The following is a 16,333-nucleotide window of genomic DNA, read 5'->3' on the forward strand; positions in this document are numbered from 1 at the left end:
ACACCCGGCGGCTGCACTCTACGCTGGGCTATCTGACGCCGGCTGCCTATGAAGCCAGCCAGCGTCCAAAAAACACCTATCGACGTGTCCACTAAAACTTGACCACCACAGTTCCCCAGGGGGGTCGGAAGCGCGGACGCCCACAGGGCGGCCGGCCAGGGGGGCAGTTGCCCCCGCGCTTTGGGGTCTACGGTTCCCCGCCCGGCGACGATAAGTCGCTGGGAAGGGGACGCACCCTCTCTGGTGGTGGCATCGAGGTCGTTGGGGGGTCGAAGCTGAGCAGCCGTGGCGAGCCGTTGCGGTGGTTCAACGTTCGGAAGGTGGCGCGCGTGGCGTTGGCCGCCTTCCAGGCGCGCAACGCCATGGGGGGTAGCGATTGTTCCCCCCGGCCGGCGGCGCACAGCGCCGGCGGAGAGGGGGGACTGTTCCTATGGGTTTCAGGCCGGCGCCGCAGGCGTCGGGGCGGAGGAAGCGCAGCGACCGGAGGGTAGGCGGATCGGTTTTCAAATTGCGACGATGGCTCGTGCGCGACTCTCTCTCAAACCTATAAAACCTATATATACCTATTGAGGCCCGTTTTTGGGACTAGCAAAATGCCGTTTTTGGGACTAGCAAAATCCAAAATCGGGACGGGCAAATCGAGAATTCGGGCTAGGCCCATTTTTGGCACTCGTCCCGATTTCGGGACTGGCTGTGGATAACAATTAATGAGGCGCCGGCAGGTCAGCGGCCGCGAACACGCGAGCCTTGAAATGAGCCTCGGGTTCATTGGGCGCCTGCTCCAGCCCCAGCCGTTTGCCCTTGCTCACAATGCCGCTCCAAGAGCCGTACCATGGCTTGGACAGTTCCTTGGCGTCCTTGTTTTCCCTCTCTCGGAAGACCCAAAGCCGCCACGATTCAAACCAGTCGGCCGAAAGGCCCTCCACGCCCGGCCGGGAGCGCATGTAGGCACTGAATGTGGCGGCCATTGCGTCAATCTTTTCCGCCGACCAGTGGGGTCGCTCACGTTGGGTCCAGATTTGCCACCTCTCCGGCAACGACCAACCGCTCGGTAGCGGCGTAGCGGCAGCGCCAGCCGAAGACGCAGTGGCGGACCGCTTTCTTGGGGCCGTGCGGTGCCGGCGTGAGCCGTGGTTGTCTGCGACCTGATGCTTGTGGGCAGGCTCAGTAAAGCCAGCCGCCTGCGAACCTTGGGCTGTAGCGACGCCTTTCGCGGATCGGCCGTCATGGACCGTGCCCTCGGCGATACAACTCAGCGTGGTTGCGAGACAAAGCTCCTGAATCTCGTCCTCGGGTGCTCCAAATTCGGTACCGCGGGCGTCACTTGCGGAATCTTCTGCCGCGTGAGCCGCGTGCGGATCGGGAGCTGAGACTGCTGCCGGATCACCGGTGGCTAATGCATCGCGCGGCGCGACCGTGCCGGGGTGTGCACCGGCGTCTGATTCAAACTCGAAGTCTTGTTGCTGCTTTTGCTGGACGGTAATGCCACTGGCTGCTGTTCCGGATGCCGCGAGGTCGATCAAGGGGACAGCGTTAGGGCAAAGGCGATAAATGATGCTGCTACGGTTATCCCCGGCACGTCGTCCGGTGTCCTGTATAGCGCCCAGTTCGCGCAATCGACCTAGGGCTTCAATGACCGTCTTGCGATTTAGATGGGTAACCTTGGCCAGATATTCGATGGATGCGAACACCGTCCATTGCTCCGCGTCGTAGCGTACGAGCTGGGCCAGGTTCAGCAACACGAGCTTGGATGAGGATTTCTGGACGTCGGCCAGTCTGGCCCATTTCGATGCTTCGACGCTCATGGTCGCCCCTTGCAATGCCGCATGTTTCTACCGGGTAAAGGAAATTGCCTGTACAGCCATGCCATCACGAGTCGGCCTCCAATGATTCAGCGATGGAGCGGCGTGCTTTCAGGGGCAAGTCGTGCGTTTCGTAGAACTCTCGACGCGCTTGCAGCCAGGCCTTGTAGGGCCACGCGCGGCGCTCCCCCCACGGGTAAGCGGCGCGAATGGCTAGATGCGTTTCTTCCGTCGTATTCCCGGCCAGTTTGCAGCGCTCGTAGACGCTTTTCATGATCTTGTAGGCAGCGTGCACGCGCGCTTCGCGTGCTCCGCTCGTAGAGGGCGCTTGGTTCATTTGGATTTTCTTTGAGTGGGTTCAATGACGGACCAACTGCAATGCGACGTGGTCGACGTGCTGATGCCGCTCAGGCCTGTGCGGCGAAGGCTGTGCGATGGGGAAATACCTTGGTCCTGAAGACGGCCGGGAGCCGGACTAGGGTTAGCTTCAGAGCCGCTCTTGTCGCTCCATGGCGTGTATCGAGTCCATTAGGCCGTCTACGAGCTCGCGCATATCGGCGGCGGTGAGTGGTGCAGATACACTCGCGCCATCAAGGCTTCCAGCCAGCCCCATGGACAGAAGGGCCGTTTTTCCTTTGCCGCCTTCATGCTGTAGCCGCAGGACGCCAGATATTCCTGCCGGCGCGACGAACGCGAGCGTGACGTCGATCGGCCGGCTCATAGCGTCCGCCCTGGATTGAAATACACCTCTGCCAACTTGTAGTCGGAGAAGTACAAAGAGATATCCAACGTGGAATAGAGGAAGCGTCGAATCGTGTCGATGTCCATTTGATTGCCCGCTGCCGACTGCTTTACGAGCAATGCCACGCGGTCGTAGGTGTCCCAGGCGCTGTTTGCGTGGGTCGTTGTCACAGAGCCGGGATGGCCCGTATTCAGCGCATTGAGGTAATCCCACGCTTCGGGTCCGCGCAGCTCGGAAAGGAAGATTCGATCCGGGGAGCTACGCATGGCGGCCGCGATGCAATCGGTCGCCGACATGCGTCCGGCTCCACTGCCGTAGATCATGTGTACGCGATTCGGGTGATGCGGCAGCATGAGCTCGTGTACGTCTTCGATGGTGAGGATACGCTCGCTCAATGGGACGCATTCGATGAGGCTACGTGCGAAGGTGGTCTTACCCGAACCTGTCTTACCAGCCACGATGACATTGCGGCAGCTTTGGATGGCCAGTTTGAGGAAATCTCGCATCTTGCGTTGAGCGAGCAAGTCCAGAAGTTCCGCATCGGCTGCCGTGATGGGAGCTCCTAGAGCGGGCTCGCCACTTACGTTCTGCCAGCTATCGAACGCTCCTTCGTCCGCTAGTTGGTCCAAAGTCTTGACCACGGTGCTGTGCTTGCGGATGTTTATCGAGAGCGTACCGTCGATCACTGCTGGTGGCTGCGCCACCTGGCCCCGCTCGCCGTCAGGCAATAACAATGACATGATCGGTGTGAAGTTGACATTGTTGAAGCTGGCCATCGTTGAAACGAGAGCTTCCAAATACCCGAAGGTCAATTCGGGGTCTTCATGCAGGTTCCAGCGGCCATGTGAGCGGGTGAGGATTACCCCTGGCCGCGGGATCGTAATCTCGCGGACGGCGTCGTCCTTCATGTATGCGGCCACAGGGCGCAGCATTTGACGCAGTGCGATGTCATTGGCAACGGTGTCCACCGAAGCTAGGCGAGCGGAATCCTTCATGTCCTTCTTCCTATTGAATTGAGCTTGCTCTGCTAGCCATCAGCGACGGCGCAGAGGGAAGCGCCAGCTCGCCCTAGGCGAGCCGGCTTTAGCGGCGTGTTACCGAACTGGCCGGAGGGTGTAGACCGAACCGAAATCCAGGTCTCGCGCGACGTAGATGCCGACGCGCCCGCCTTGATTGCGGAACAGCGTGGGCGGGATGTTGATGGAGTTGTCCAGCACAGTGCTGACAGCGTCTTGCGCCGCATCGCTCGTCGAGTTGAAACTAACGGAACCACCGCTGTTGTTTCCGCCGCGCGAGGATGCCCAAGAACCAAAGTCGCTGATCAGGCTTACAAGAATTGCACCACCGAACCTTTCGGCAAAGTGGGTGTCGATGTGCCCGTCTAGGCCGGCTTCGCCCAAAGGACCGGTTCCCGGTGAATCAAGGTGGATCACCACGCCCTTGGGCGTCTCTAGACGGGACCAGACCACTCCGATGCGCGGTTGCCCTTGTGCCAGGACACCCTGTTGATAGCCAACGAACTTTGTTCCGGGGTCAATGAGCTGCACGCGTCCACTGGCCGACCGGATGCCCTGCGGTGCATAGCAGGTAATCATCCCGGCCTGAGCGCTGATGAGCTTCGTGTCCTGAATGCAGTCAATCATGACGCCCTGGGTGATCAGCATATCGAGATTGCCGAGCATGTCCGCGCGCGTCGACGTGAGCTTCATGGGGCGAAGCTTATCGGACATGGGGCCACTGTCCGGCTCGCGTTTCGGCGGGCTGGACTTCTCGTTTGTCTGTCCCTCGCCGCCGCCGTCTTCGGCTTCTCGAAGTCCGCTTGTCAGCCTGCGCTGAGTGACGGGGTCAGCAACGACCTGCTCTACGATTTCGCCCAGCCGAAAGCTCTTGTCGAGTTGCGGTATACCGTCCGGAGGTAGCGGTGTCGGTGCCGGCGTCGGCGAGGCAGCCGGCGACGGAGGAGGGATGCTCTCCGATCGGAGCCGGAGTTCGGGTAGGTTGTTTTCGATCTTCGGCTTCAGGCCGGAGGGTGTCTCCTCCTCTTTGCTCGCGCCGACGACCAATGCCCGCCATAGCACAGTGCCGATAACCATCAGCGCCATCAACGACACCAAGACGAAGAACGCCCTGGCGCCCGGCGCTCTAGGCCTTGCCGAGCCTTGCAGGTCGGGCCGGCCGCGGCCCTCCATCTGTGCCCGATGTTCTTCGATTTCGGAAACCGCGTCGACCGTTTTGCCGGGTAAGCGCCGGCGCTTGAAGAACTTCATTTGGGAGGCTCCTCACGAAGAACTCGTTCGACTGACGGCGATATCGTGCCGGTGGGCAGAGGCCGGGCGCCAAGCGGGGCTTCGTTATACACGGCGACCACTTTGTTGCCCAGGCGCAAATGCCAACGAGAAGCCACCCGATGCAAGACGATGGTGCGCTCACCGTCCATATGGCGATTGGAAACGACTTCTTGCCCATCGGCGTCCACGAAATAGACGCTTGGCAGGTCCTGGCCAGGGGCAAAGCGCAAGGATGTCTGCGCTCCATCGTCCCAAGCGGCTTCAGGTCCGATCGCCACGTCGCCGCTCATGGTGTAGCTCTGCCAGTTGACGGCCAGATCGCTGTTGCCAAGCTCCTGTTGGACCAGCTCCTTCTGCTCCTGCTCGGCAGACTTTGCTCGATCCGCGTCGGGGTAGCGCATAACGATGCGGTACACGTCGCCACCCCTGCGCTCTTTCGCGTACTTCAGCAAGAAGGTGTAGTTCCGCTTCGTGGTGATGTAGTTGAGATTGGTGTCCGCCTGGTCCACTTTCGGTTTGAGCAGCAAGTGCTTCCCCACCGGTTGGAAGGCATATGCGGCTGAGTCGCCAAATGCGTGCGTCACATAATCTTCGTCATCGTTGAGCTGGATATGGGTGGCCACGCCCAATGACGTGTTGACCTGGTAGACCTCCTCCGAGTCGTAATCCGCAAACCGAACGCGCTTGTCTTTGGTCGAGGCCTGCGTTTGATCAAGGGACCAGGCAGGGCCGGCTGCTGCGCAAAGCGCCGCGGTCAGCGCTGCTGCGGCCATAGATTTCAGGCGGACGTTCATTAGCTGCGTTCCATACCGTGGTTGTGCTCAAGAGCGTGTTTCGGGGCATGCTGGCGTTCCAGTCCCATGCCAGCAGCTGTCCCGTGATCGGCTTCTCGGACCAGGCCTACACCGCCAACGGCCTTGAAGGGGTAGCTGATGGCGAGGGAATCTTCTTTGCCGGTGATCTCGAAGGAGCGATTCAGCGTGCCGCGTGCGTGAACGATCAAATCGCCCGTTTCGAGGTCGCGTTGAATCAGGCAGTTTGGCGTAGTGCCAACAACCGGACCCTTGTATTCGCGGCCGTCTTCAGGCTGGCGGATCTGGCGATCCTGTTCGCCGTAAAGTTCGACGGGCCGCCGCGCCTGACGCATGCGCTCCTCAAAGTGCTTGCCAATGCGGTCGGCGGCGACAACGATGGTCGGCAAACGCAAGTCGGCAGTTTTGCTCAGATGGTCCTTCGTGAGTCGAGCCGCTCCATATAGGTCGGTCTTGGCGTAGCGCTCCAGATCGCGCAGCAGCGCAGTGCGCTCGGGATTGCTGAGGCCGTGTGCGGTTTCCAGGCGGCGGGCGAGTTCGTTGATTTGCTCTTTCTTCATGGTGATTACCTCAGCGTTTCGACGTCGGTCATGTAGGTGGAAACTTGGAAGCCAAGCGGGTTGTCCCGGCCAGTCTTCTCCGTGATAGGGGTGTTGATGTAGCGGTATGCAAGCGTTGCGATCAGCTGCTCAGGCTCAGACGCGGTGGAACCCTCGAGGCGCCGCGTGAACCGGACAGTGGCGGTGTTGTGCGGCCCAAACGTGATGCTGCGAACGCTGGGCACGATGCGGGTGTGCTTGCCGTATCGGGTGTCGAGGGCCTCATAGCCCTTTTTCGGATCGTCCTGAAACTTGGCGGCGTAGACGCGCTGGACATCTGGCGAACTGAACAGGCCGCATCGGTCGTACGTGTTTTGGATGGTGTTCCAGTCGTAGCCCTCGCACGCGAGTACGTATTGGTGGATGAAGTACCGAGCGATGCGCTCGCCGTAGTCTTCGCGGCCGTCGCCTAGCCTGGTCACGTGCTCGATCTCGCCGGTAGCGTCGTTAACACGAACGACGTATGGGAGGGGGTCGTCACGTGTGAAGAAAACCAAAGCGAGAACCGTGATGGCGATTAATGCCACGAGCATGCCCAGGACGCCGAACCGAACGCCTGTTCGGCGGGATGTTATGAGTTCGGTGACAAGGTCGCGCTCGAGGCCACGATTTCGTTCCAGCTCCTGTCCGAGCGAAAGCTTGGGATCATCCATAGACATGGCGGTCTCCCGTGCGATTGAGGTGGTGGTCGTCGGTTCGCGCGGAACGCGCGGACGACAAAGGACGAGCCGCGACGAGCGCGGCCGTATTGGCATGCTTCATGTGGTCTCCGGAGAGATGCTTGGGGGATTTAGATCAGAGAAGCTTGGCGAGCGCCAAGCACAAAAAGAAAGGCACAGCGAACGCTGTGCCCTGTTGCTGGAGTGTCACATCACGTCGAGTGCAAAAACCCGCAGTGAACGAAACCGGAATCTACCAACTTTTCTGACGGTCTTCCCTCTGGTCCCGTCGAATTCGAATTTCCTGCTGCCTTTGGAGGTCGCTGTCATCAGAACCTTTCAGGGGGGCCAATATCAACTGACTTGGCCATTTAAAGCACAAGTACCAAAGCGGCCGCAGAATCCAAGTCCATGCGGCCTTGGCTAGGCTAATCCACTGAAACGCTGAAATGGGAGGCTGGCCAGCTCCCATAGGCGGGGCCGGCAATGGCGCATTTACACCCGCAGGGGGACTCTGGGAAAGAGGCTTGCCGAGAGGGGTAAGTGGGCTCATTGAGACACCTTCGAAAATAAGTTGACGGTGGGGATTGGACCTGCTTATCCGCAATGTTGATCTTATCCGATCTTTCCAATGATAGGAGCAGAAATCCCTCCTCCTTGTCCGCCAGATATGCGACCAGCCACGGCTGAGACTTGCTCGAACATGAACTTCGAACACGCCATAAAGAACACCATTGCAGTCAACATTGAAAAGACGTTTATCTGATCTGCGTTAGTCAGATCCAATAGACCTTTTTGCAGCATGCCGAACATTCCCATGACAAACATAAATACCACCATGAAAAGCCCCGCATAAATGGCGTAGTAGACAGCCTGGTGTAGCCATGCTTTGAAAAAGTCCCTTGTTGGTTCGAACAGCAATGAGAGTATGCAAAGTGGACCTAGCACTACCACCAACCCCATACCGACTTTCACGGAAATCAAAACCAACATGCCCACTGCACTCATGATGGCTGAAATCACTGTGATGATCACCGAGACAATCATGAAGACGAAAGCATGCCCGATCTTTTTTAGGCCACTTGGGGCGCGCTCTTGTAGCTTCGTCCCGATCTCGGCACCCTTGTTCGCCGCCTCGTCCATCATTTGAGATGGCGTCTTTACCGTGCCGGTGAAGAGCTTCGCAATGTCAGTCGGCATTTCCAACATTATCGTAGCGACCTGCTTCTGATATAGGCCGCCCGCTCCTGCGATCCCAACGATGACCGCAATGTTGACCAGCCTTCGGACCGCAGCGAAGACTGGTGTTTGTATGGCGCCGGAGGAAATCAGCCAACCGTACCAAACGAGCGCAATCGACAAGCCGACCGAGACGAAAGGGAACACCTTGACGGTGATCGAGGTGACCATCGGTGTGACAACGCTGGTGAGCATCTTTGTCACCGATTCGTCGATCCAGTTCGCTACGCCGCCCAGGCTCAAGAGCGAAACTGCGGTCGTGGACATTACCGGACTCCCGGCAATGGGGCTCGGATCGCCTCGATGCTAAAAGAGCTAGCTGCGAGCTTGTCCGCCTGCGCTTCCATAAGCGCCTGCTCGGCCTCCAGCTGCCGCGCCAACATGTCTGCACGTGTTTGATCCACTTGGATATTGGCCTGTTCGACCAATAGCCTGGCCTGCAAGTCCGCAATGGCCTTGGGATCCTGACTTTGGTTGATTTGTTTTTGCAGTTGATTGACCTGACTCACTCGTGCCGTCATGCCTTTTTGCGTTTGCTGCATCAACGCCTGGCTGCGAACTGCCATCTTTTCGGTACGTGCGTCGAGGTTCTTCTTGTCCTGCTCGTAGTTGCCGGTCAGCTTCTCCTCGCGCTCGATGCGTTCTGCAATATCGGAAAAGCCGCTGCCCCCTCCGTTTGCCGACCGTAAGACGTCGCGTGCGTCGGCCGGCAGAGAGTCACGGATCAGCGGGTTGTTGAGGATGTCGCCCAGGTTTCGCGTGCCGGTCAGCGCTTCCAGCTGGCGTCGCTGGCTTTCCAGTTGGTTTTTGAGGACGGTGATTTGTTCGGCGTACTTGGCCAGTGTCTCGGCGTGCTTAATGGCGCGGTCCGCGATGCTCGCCGCGTCCACGACCGGGATGCCACTGGCATGTGCGGGAATCGCAGCGTTGGCCATCATGCTTGCGCATACGATCACTGCTGCGTGCTTGCGCCAGGCCGGGTACGGACGGATAGAGGTTTTGAACGATGCAAACATAATCATCTCCTTGTCGCCTCGTCGGCGAGCTTGAGGTAATGGGGGAGCCAAGCGCTGGGATCGTCCCCGCACTTCGCAATAGCCTCTTCGGCAAGTTCGGCCATGTCGGCGGAACCCGAAAAGACCAGAAGTGAGTCGGGGCAGGTGGACAAGTCCAATTCCGCCGTGACTGTCGATTCGCCCTGCTTGATGACGAACTGGCGGCTGAACTCACCAAGGTGCTTGACCAGCTTGAACTCGGCCGGCGTGAGCTTGAAGCCGTCGATATATTCGGACGACGTCGCGCCAGGGTTCGGCAGGTAGATCTGGGTCGCGGACTGCTGGATAAGTGAACGACCGGCGGGCAGCTCTAGTACCGCGTCAGGCTCCTGCGTGGCGCAAATAATCACGGCGTCTTTCTTGCGCACGGTGCGGCTTCTGTCCTGAAGGGATTCCTGAAACGCCGCCACTTTCAGCGGATGCTGCACTTCGTCAAATATCTGTGCGCATCTGCGGCCGTCCGTCATCTGATCGGTTCGATAGAGCAGGTAGGTGATAGCCGAGTCACGAATTTCTCCCTTCTCGAGAAACTCGGTGAGATCAAAGCCAAACATGTCCTTGACGGACAGGTCCAGCTCGTCGGTCGGGTTGTCAAAAAGCCAACCGTTTTCGTTACCGACGCACCAACGACGCAACCGCTCGCGTACGCTGAGCGTTTGACCTTCAGAGGGTGCAGCCGGCAGAAATTGCAGAAGCGTCGACAGCCGGCGATCACGATGGTCGATACGGTCAACCAGCCGCCCGATCGCGACTTCGATCTGCTTTTGTTCAGCGATCGTGGCAGGCTCATCTCCGTTGGCGGCCAACAGCTTGGTGAGCTTGGCCATGAAGCTGACGTTGGAGAGGGTGGGCTCAAGCTGTAGATAATTCCAGCCGGTCGGCACGCCGATCTGCAATGTGAAATACGTTCCGCCCATGGCCATTACCGTGACCTGCATGCCGCGATCCTTGTCAAAGATCGCAGCGGTGTAGCCGAACTTTCGCGCTTGAGCTATCAGGTGGCCCAGCAGGACCGTTTTCCCGGTTCCCGATTTCCCAATCAGGAAAGTATTGCCCAGACGGCGCTTTCCCGTGTCATCGACTTCGGCCAACGACGCATGGAAGTTCATGTAGTACGGGGTGCCGCCGATCGTCTTGAGCATCGTCACCGCCGGTCCCCACGGGTTGCCCGCTGGTTTGCCGAACAGGTAGTTGTGCATGGACGAAAAGCACAGGAAATTCGGTGACGTGATGGGGCAGGGGCGAGGGCGCCATTTCCAGTTTCCGGGAAGTTGCGCTGCCCACGCCGCGATGAGGGCGCGGTCAACCAGCCGAACGACCACCTCTTCGCCGGCCAGAGCCCCGCTGATATCGGCTGCGCCTCGTAGTGCCTGGTCGCTATCCTCGCCGAAGACCTGAATCGTGGCGTGATGATCGCCCATGACAAACTTGCCGGCACTCAGATCATCGCGAGCGCGTTTCAGATCTTGGATCTGCGAAGTCGAATAGTCGCCGGAGTCCTCCAGCCATTTGATCTGGCGCGAGAGCGCCTTTAGGCCTTCTGCCTTCGACATGGACCCGAAGGATTGCGACATGATGAATTCATACGGCTGGTTCAGCAGGCAATTGAAGTGACCTGGCTTGGTGTTGTTGGAGTATTCGCGGATCTCCATCATCACGTAGCGCCGCGTCCAATTCGGTCCGCGCATTTCAGCCTGCTCGCCGTGCGTCGAAAAGAACTGTCGGCTGGTGGGCAGATAGTTATACAAACGGGCGTTCGTCACGGGAACCGGGGTTACCTTCCCGTTCAGCAGGAAGCCGAAAAACTCGGCTGGTTCTGAGAAGTAGCTGACGCGCTTTTCCGTCGTATCGGTCGCTTCGGGTGTATCGGGGCTGACGGACTCCCGTTCGACTATTGTCAGAAGCTCGGCTGCGTAGCGCTTGAGCGTTCCGCGCAGCTTGCGATTGACATCGTTAAGCTGTTCGATCGCCTGGGTTTGCCACGCTAGGGCCTGGCGCGCCGTGCGCTTTTCGAAGCTGGACAGTAGTTGAAGTGCCGGGTCGATCTGCGCGCGAACGATGACGGTGAGGTACATCTCGTTGATCATGGGCGGCGTGGTGGAAAACGCCTTTCGATACGAAGCATCGTGTGACCGGGAGAACGAATCGGGATATTCGCTTTCCGGGTATTCAGAGACGCGACGCCGTACAAAGTGAGACCAAAGACCGAACCCCGTGGGCAGCCCGCGCAGCACGTTGTTGAGTTCCTCTGCCCATTGTTTGTGCTCTGCCTCGGAATAGCCTTGGAACGTGCGGCCGTCGATGCGCCATACGGACATGTATTCCCAGGTCTTGCTCGCAATGATTGATTCCGTTACGTGATGGGAGAAGGGCACGTAGTTGCCAACAAACGGCTCGTGAGCCGCAATCGTGGGCGAATGCTGTGTCATCGGTTCTTAGCTCCGAGTAAGCGGCTCCAGGGCCGTCGCTTGCTGTATTGCGTCGGGGAAAGGGAGACCGCGCCCCAAAATCGCTTGTTCGGCGCAAAGAGCTTGGTCTTCGCCCAAAGCTCCCAGATCCAGAAGGCGCGGTCGTCATGACGGCTGAGTACAGCCACGACGGGGTAGAGGATTGGTCCAAGCAGCCAACCCCATAACGTGAATGAGGCGACTAGGAGGGTCACGATCACCAACGCAGCGAGTGCCCGCGCGGGGACACCGCCCTTGACCGTGGCCGCGCGCGTGGCGCCCTTGAATAGCGGGTATTGGTTAGGAGGGACGGAGGAAGCGGGCTGTGCCTCGGGCGACTCCGGCTTGGAGGCGGCGCTCTTGCTCATGGTTAGAAGAACAGCTTGATGAAGCCGCCAACCACTGCACCGGCGAAGACTACGCCGACGCCCCATTGCATGGCGGTGTCTTTGCGGATCAGGTCGGCCGAATACGCCACACCGATAAGAACGCCCACGATGGCCGCGCAGATGGGGATGATCAGCCACAGCCAGTCATAGAAGGTTTGAAGACCCTTGGTTCCCTTTTCGAAATTGGCGAACGCGACATCGGGCAGCACCAGCATGACCGCCGCTAAGGCGAGGTAGGCCAGCAGCGTGAGCGGGCGAGAATTCTGGGCAGGGGCAATCGACATTGAAAACTCCAAGAGGTGAAGCCGCCCGGCCGGTGAGGGCGGGGCGGAATAGGCAATACGAGAAAGTGGAATGGGCGGCCGGTTTAGCGGCTAAACAGCGACGGTCGGCGTTGGAGGGGGACGGGTATCAGCGGTCAGCGCTTTTCGGCTTCAGAACGGGCGATCCGAACACCGGGTGGGCTGTGCGCCCGAACACGTCCTGTCGTGGTGAAGAAAAGGCATCTGATCTTGGGGAGAGCAGTGCGTCGGGCTGCTTGCTCTGATAGCCGGCTGGCCTCGACATGGGAGGTGAGTTGGTTTTGGAGGGCGCGTTTACCGGAGGAACGATCGCAGGTACGGAGACGCCCGCGCCTGCGAGAACCTTGCCGACGTAGCCATTTCGGAAACCATCGTTTAGGTTGCCGGTGTTGTAGCAACTGAAGGCCGCGTACAGCGCATTCTGTCCCGCCCCGTGCAGTTTCGCCGCCCGCTTATAGCAATCGACCAGAACGCGTTGCGCGGATGCGAGGTTCGTGCATGGATCGAAAATAGTCTCGGGTGTCACGCCAAGCCATTTCCAGTTGCGCACATTGATTTGACCGTAACCGACGTCGAAGTCGATGCCCTTGGCCATCAAATCACGAGCCGCCTCGACTGCTTCGGCTCTGGACTTGGGCCGGATGCTGCGGTGAGGTTTGGCGTTGACGCCGATGGCTAGGGGATCGAACGCGGATTCGTGGCGGACCACGGCGCTGAGCGTACTGATGTGCACATCGGGAGCACACTGCCTGGCGAGGGTAGGGAAGTCCATCGGTCAATTCCCCACCATGCCAAAGCCAGGGCCATTGCCGTTTTGCTCGCGCTCCGTGCGCTCTGCAAGCGCTTTTTCGTACTTAGCAAGCTCGCGCTCGTAATCCCGTGGCTCTACCCAGTAACCGCCATCGGCGGGTGTCCCGACGTAAAGAGGGAGACCATCGTCAAAGGCTGTGTATTCGTGCGACACATAGGCGTTGCAATAGCCGGGGCGCTTGTTGCTGATGATCGGGCCGCCGTCGTCGTTCCCACCGCCCCAGGTTTTGAGCGCAACGTTCAGCGCTGCGGCATCGCACCTGCCAGCGCCTTGCGAAATGGCGCGGACCAAGTCGCTCATTTCCTTGGAGTCTTCTGATGCGGGGCATAACGATAGAAAATCGCGTCGGGCTTCCAGCGTGTCGGATAGCTTCTTCATGTTGATGCCGAAGTATCGCGACAGGGACGGCGCGCACTCGCTGGGCCGGGTGCCGCTGGACAAGCAAAGAATGGCTTCGCATGCCAGGCGCTTGTCGCCTTCCAGGACGTCACCGACGTCGACACTGGGCGCTCCAGCGGCGTACGCCGGCGTGATGACCGGCGCGAGTGCCAACGCCAGGAGGAGGAGCAGGTGTCGGAGGGGTCGCATATTGGTTCTCCCTAGTTAGTTGCAGATGCCGTAGTTGCCAACATCGATGAGCTGGCCACGCAAGCGCGTCTCGGTTGTGACCGTGCACCCGCTAACAGACGTGATGTTGACAACGCGCGTAGCGCCCTGGCAGATGTCAGCGTCACCACCGCTTCCTGTGTCGCAGCTGCCGAACAAAGTGGCGGTCCGATTTCCGTTGGAGAGCTGGCAGTAGCCGGATACGCCCTTGGTCACTGAAGTGCCGGGCGGCATCAGCTGGCCCATCCAGACCCGCGCGGTGTCCCCTGACGTCGTGCCCGAAGCGTGGATGCAGTTCAGTTCGGCGGTGGGGCGATAGATGGTGGCGCCGAACATCGTGCCGTAGTTGACCTGCATCTGTGCGGCTATCGTCCCGCCCAAACTGTTGTCGAACGTCTCGCCCGTCTCGTTGCCACGGGCTTTCGCGATCACAACATCGAGTACGCCGCCGGCGCGGGATGCCGTGCAGCCGTCTTGCCACGGCCCCCATCCCTCGTAGGCCACATCGTTCGCGTTGGCTTGTAGAACGTAGTAGGTCCTGTAGCGGACTTGATTGCCGGTGTACCCGGCAGGGCACTGCGAATACTCCGCCTGCGTCTGGGCGATTCGGCACCCGCCGTAGGTCGTGTGCCAGGAGTAGCCACCGACGCAGCCGCCTGGCGGTAGCGGCGCACCTTGGTCGACACGCACGACCATCGTATTCAGATCGGTCTGCAACTGTACGTCCGCCTGTTTCGGGGTAGACGCCTGGCTGACCGTAGGCACGAGCAGCGCGAACAGCAGGGCGAGCAAAGCCCTGCCCTGTCCTCGCGTGGAGGGAAGGAACATGGATATCTCCGATAGATTTGCCGCTCGATATGCGGCCTGGGGGAAAGACCTGCTGGAGGAGCTAGTTCTTGCAGCCTTGAATCACCGAGGCGCGGGCGCCCATGTCTGGGGGTGAAATCACGACGCGGTCACCGGCGAGGCTGGCGCGCTGCGCCATTCGGACGTAGCTATTTCCAGAGTTCTGAAATGTGCCACTGAAGGAACCGCCGACCGACACGGCGCCGGCGGCATTGACGTAGCCTGAGCCTTGAATGCTGCCGCCGATCGCGCCACCGATGTTGATGTCGCCGCCGCGTGCCGTAGCGTCGACGGCCTGTAGCGCGACCTGCCGCCAGGGTGACAGCCCTGCCGGGCAGGTGACAGCCGGGATTGCCGCGTCGTTGGGAAGATCGCCGTACGTGCCGGTGATGACGTGACCGGTTTGGGCGAACCACACGCCACCGGTGCAAACGGCAAGCAGCTTGTTTGCGGTAGACGCGTATAACCCTTCCGGCGTGCACGCCGAGCCAGGTGCAACGGCCGTGTTGAGCAGTAGGCCCGTGTTGGTCTGAATCGCACCGGCCACCGTCAGGGTGTTGTTGAACGTGACTGGTCTGGTTTCTCCGTGGCGGACAAATTGACCGAACGGCGTGGCACTCAAACCTGCCGCCAGGACGGCGTGGCCGGGCTCTGCTCCGAAGTCGAACCAGCCGCGCGGAATGTTCATAAGCGGACCGCGCACATTGGCACCGCCGTTGGCGTCATGACCGCCATAGCCATCGGACGCCGCCATCACCTTGCCGAGCAGCACTTGATTGAACCGCGCAGCCTTGCCGGCCGGTGCGGTGCAGGTGTCATTGAGTCGACGACTCCGCACATCGCTGATCGGTTGGCAGGTATAGACGTAAGCGCCCGTGCGGCAGTTTTCGCCGGGGCACGTTCCTTCGCGGACAAGGATGAAGCGGGCGGTTTCTCCGAGGGATGGGAAGCGTGGCGTGCTAGGCGGCAGCAGGCCTAGCGTTGCGAGATCCGCGACACCACCTCGTGCGACCTGGGCTCCTGGGGCGGCGACCCAGCTAAGTGCTGGTGGTGGGGGGTAGGTGCCAGCTGGGGCGCTGGCGATATTCTCACCGCGCAGCCAGGCTTCGTGCTTGACCTGAAGGTCTACTACTGCGCCGCGAAGTTGCGCAAGGTATCGGCCGGTGGATTCCGCAGCGGTCGCGTCAACTTGTCGCTTAAGCGCCGGTCCGCCAAGGACGATGGCGAGCGTGACGAGCGCGATCACTACCATCAGTTCGATAAGCGTGAAGCCAGCCTGGCGGGGTATTGATCGAGGCACGGAAACGTCAGAAGGACACATGGCAGCTTCGTCATCAATGCAATGCCAGGCGAGGCAATGCCACGCCCGGCTCGCGGGTTTACGGATTTATCGCGTGGCGAAGACGAACGTATTGTTGTCACCCTTCACGCATAGGTCTTGAGCAGTTACCGCATTGAAGGAGCCTGGTTCGTTGTTTGTGCCTAGCGTTTTTGCTGCTGTTCCGTTCACACTGATCATCTCGGAGACGGAGTTCAACGTGGTGGCCAAACCGGGGCAGGCCCTGTGGTTCACATTGGTTAGCGTCAACCCCAGACCGCTGCCCATAGCACCACCCCCGAGAGCAACCGGCCCGATTGTGATGGTTCCGTTCGAGCCCACGCCAGAGCCGCCCAGGCGGTGCGCCACCGTGGCGCCGTTCACCTTGAAGACGGAAGACTCGGCCATTGCAGGCGCC

Annotated in this window: 17 protein-coding genes; all 17 read right to left on the reverse strand. The window is 59.9% G+C overall.

Annotated features, from left to right (window positions below):
- Positions 1 to 704: 704 nt before the first annotated feature.
- Complete coding sequence (locus HV765_RS31305) at positions 705 to 1,805, reverse strand: helix-turn-helix domain-containing protein (protein ID WP_175172131.1); 1,101 nt, start codon at positions 1,803 to 1,805, stop codon at positions 705 to 707.
- A 64-nt stretch (positions 1,806 to 1,869) separates the two neighbouring features.
- The gene (locus HV765_RS31310; RefSeq protein ID WP_175172132.1) at positions 1,870 to 2,139 is read right to left on the reverse strand and encodes a hypothetical protein; all 270 of its coding nucleotides are present in this window, start codon (positions 2,137 to 2,139) and stop codon (positions 1,870 to 1,872) included.
- A gap of 380 nt (positions 2,140 to 2,519) precedes the next feature.
- Positions 2,520 to 3,539 carry a P-type DNA transfer ATPase VirB11 gene (gene virB11 / locus HV765_RS31315; RefSeq protein ID WP_175172135.1) on the reverse strand — a complete coding sequence of 340 codons (1,020 nt, stop codon included), beginning with the start codon at positions 3,537 to 3,539 and terminating at the stop codon, positions 2,520 to 2,522.
- A gap of 99 nt (positions 3,540 to 3,638) precedes the next feature.
- Positions 3,639 to 4,811 (reverse strand): type IV secretion system protein VirB10, encoded by a 1,173-nt coding sequence (virB10, locus tag HV765_RS31320; protein WP_175172136.1) that lies wholly within the window; start codon positions 4,809 to 4,811, stop codon positions 3,639 to 3,641.
- Complete coding sequence (locus HV765_RS31325) at positions 4,808 to 5,626, reverse strand: TrbG/VirB9 family P-type conjugative transfer protein (protein ID WP_175172137.1); 819 nt, start codon at positions 5,624 to 5,626, stop codon at positions 4,808 to 4,810. Before HV765_RS31325 ends, virB10 begins: the two co-directional genes overlap by 4 nt.
- Positions 5,626 to 6,204: a hypothetical protein gene (locus HV765_RS31330; RefSeq protein ID WP_175172138.1), complete on the reverse strand. Its 579-nt coding sequence runs from the start codon at positions 6,202 to 6,204 to the stop codon at positions 5,626 to 5,628. The genes HV765_RS31325 and HV765_RS31330 overlap by 1 nt, the downstream gene beginning before the upstream one ends.
- 5 nt (positions 6,205 to 6,209) lie before the next feature.
- Positions 6,210 to 6,902 (reverse strand): VirB8 family type IV secretion system protein, encoded by a 693-nt coding sequence (locus HV765_RS31335; protein WP_175172139.1) that lies wholly within the window; start codon positions 6,900 to 6,902, stop codon positions 6,210 to 6,212.
- 615 nt (positions 6,903 to 7,517) lie between these two features.
- Complete coding sequence (locus HV765_RS31340) at positions 7,518 to 8,408, reverse strand: TrbL/VirB6 family protein (RefSeq protein ID WP_175172140.1); 891 nt, start codon at positions 8,406 to 8,408, stop codon at positions 7,518 to 7,520.
- Positions 8,408 to 9,157, reverse strand: coding sequence for a P-type DNA transfer protein VirB5 (gene virB5, locus HV765_RS31345; protein WP_175172142.1), 750 nt, complete (start codon positions 9,155 to 9,157; stop codon positions 8,408 to 8,410). Before virB5 ends, HV765_RS31340 begins: the two co-directional genes overlap by 1 nt.
- Positions 9,158 to 9,159: 2 nt before the next feature.
- Complete coding sequence (locus HV765_RS31350; protein WP_175172144.1) at positions 9,160 to 11,625, reverse strand: VirB4 family type IV secretion/conjugal transfer ATPase; 2,466 nt, start codon at positions 11,623 to 11,625, stop codon at positions 9,160 to 9,162.
- Complete coding sequence (locus HV765_RS31355; RefSeq protein WP_338077821.1) at positions 11,622 to 12,077, reverse strand: VirB3 family type IV secretion system protein; 456 nt, start codon at positions 12,075 to 12,077, stop codon at positions 11,622 to 11,624. The genes HV765_RS31350 and HV765_RS31355 overlap by 4 nt, the downstream gene beginning before the upstream one ends.
- Positions 12,014 to 12,316: a TrbC/VirB2 family protein gene (locus tag HV765_RS31360; protein WP_175172147.1), complete on the reverse strand. Its 303-nt coding sequence runs from the start codon at positions 12,314 to 12,316 to the stop codon at positions 12,014 to 12,016. Before HV765_RS31360 ends, HV765_RS31355 begins: the two co-directional genes overlap by 64 nt.
- Positions 12,317 to 12,443: 127 nt before the next feature.
- Positions 12,444 to 13,106, reverse strand: coding sequence for a lytic transglycosylase domain-containing protein (locus tag HV765_RS31365; RefSeq protein ID WP_175172149.1), 663 nt, complete (start codon positions 13,104 to 13,106; stop codon positions 12,444 to 12,446).
- 3 nt (positions 13,107 to 13,109) lie between these two features.
- Positions 13,110 to 13,733 carry a TrbM/KikA/MpfK family conjugal transfer protein gene (locus HV765_RS31370; protein ID WP_175172151.1) on the reverse strand — a complete coding sequence of 208 codons (624 nt, stop codon included), beginning with the start codon at positions 13,731 to 13,733 and terminating at the stop codon, positions 13,110 to 13,112.
- Between the two features lie 15 nt (positions 13,734 to 13,748).
- Positions 13,749 to 14,579, reverse strand: coding sequence for a hypothetical protein (locus tag HV765_RS31375; RefSeq protein WP_175172152.1), 831 nt, complete (start codon positions 14,577 to 14,579; stop codon positions 13,749 to 13,751).
- A gap of 61 nt (positions 14,580 to 14,640) precedes the next feature.
- Positions 14,641 to 15,918, reverse strand: coding sequence for a type II secretion system protein (locus HV765_RS31380; protein WP_175172154.1), 1,278 nt, complete (start codon positions 15,916 to 15,918; stop codon positions 14,641 to 14,643).
- A gap of 66 nt (positions 15,919 to 15,984) precedes the next feature.
- Positions 15,985 to 16,333 (reverse strand): type 4 pilus major pilin (locus HV765_RS31385; protein ID WP_276529736.1); only part of this gene is annotated, 349 nt, incomplete at its 5' end.

Origin of the sequence: Achromobacter kerstersii, from assembly GCF_902859595.1 — a bacterium.
Taxonomy (GTDB): Bacteria; Pseudomonadota; Gammaproteobacteria; order Burkholderiales; family Burkholderiaceae_B; genus Achromobacter; species Achromobacter kerstersii.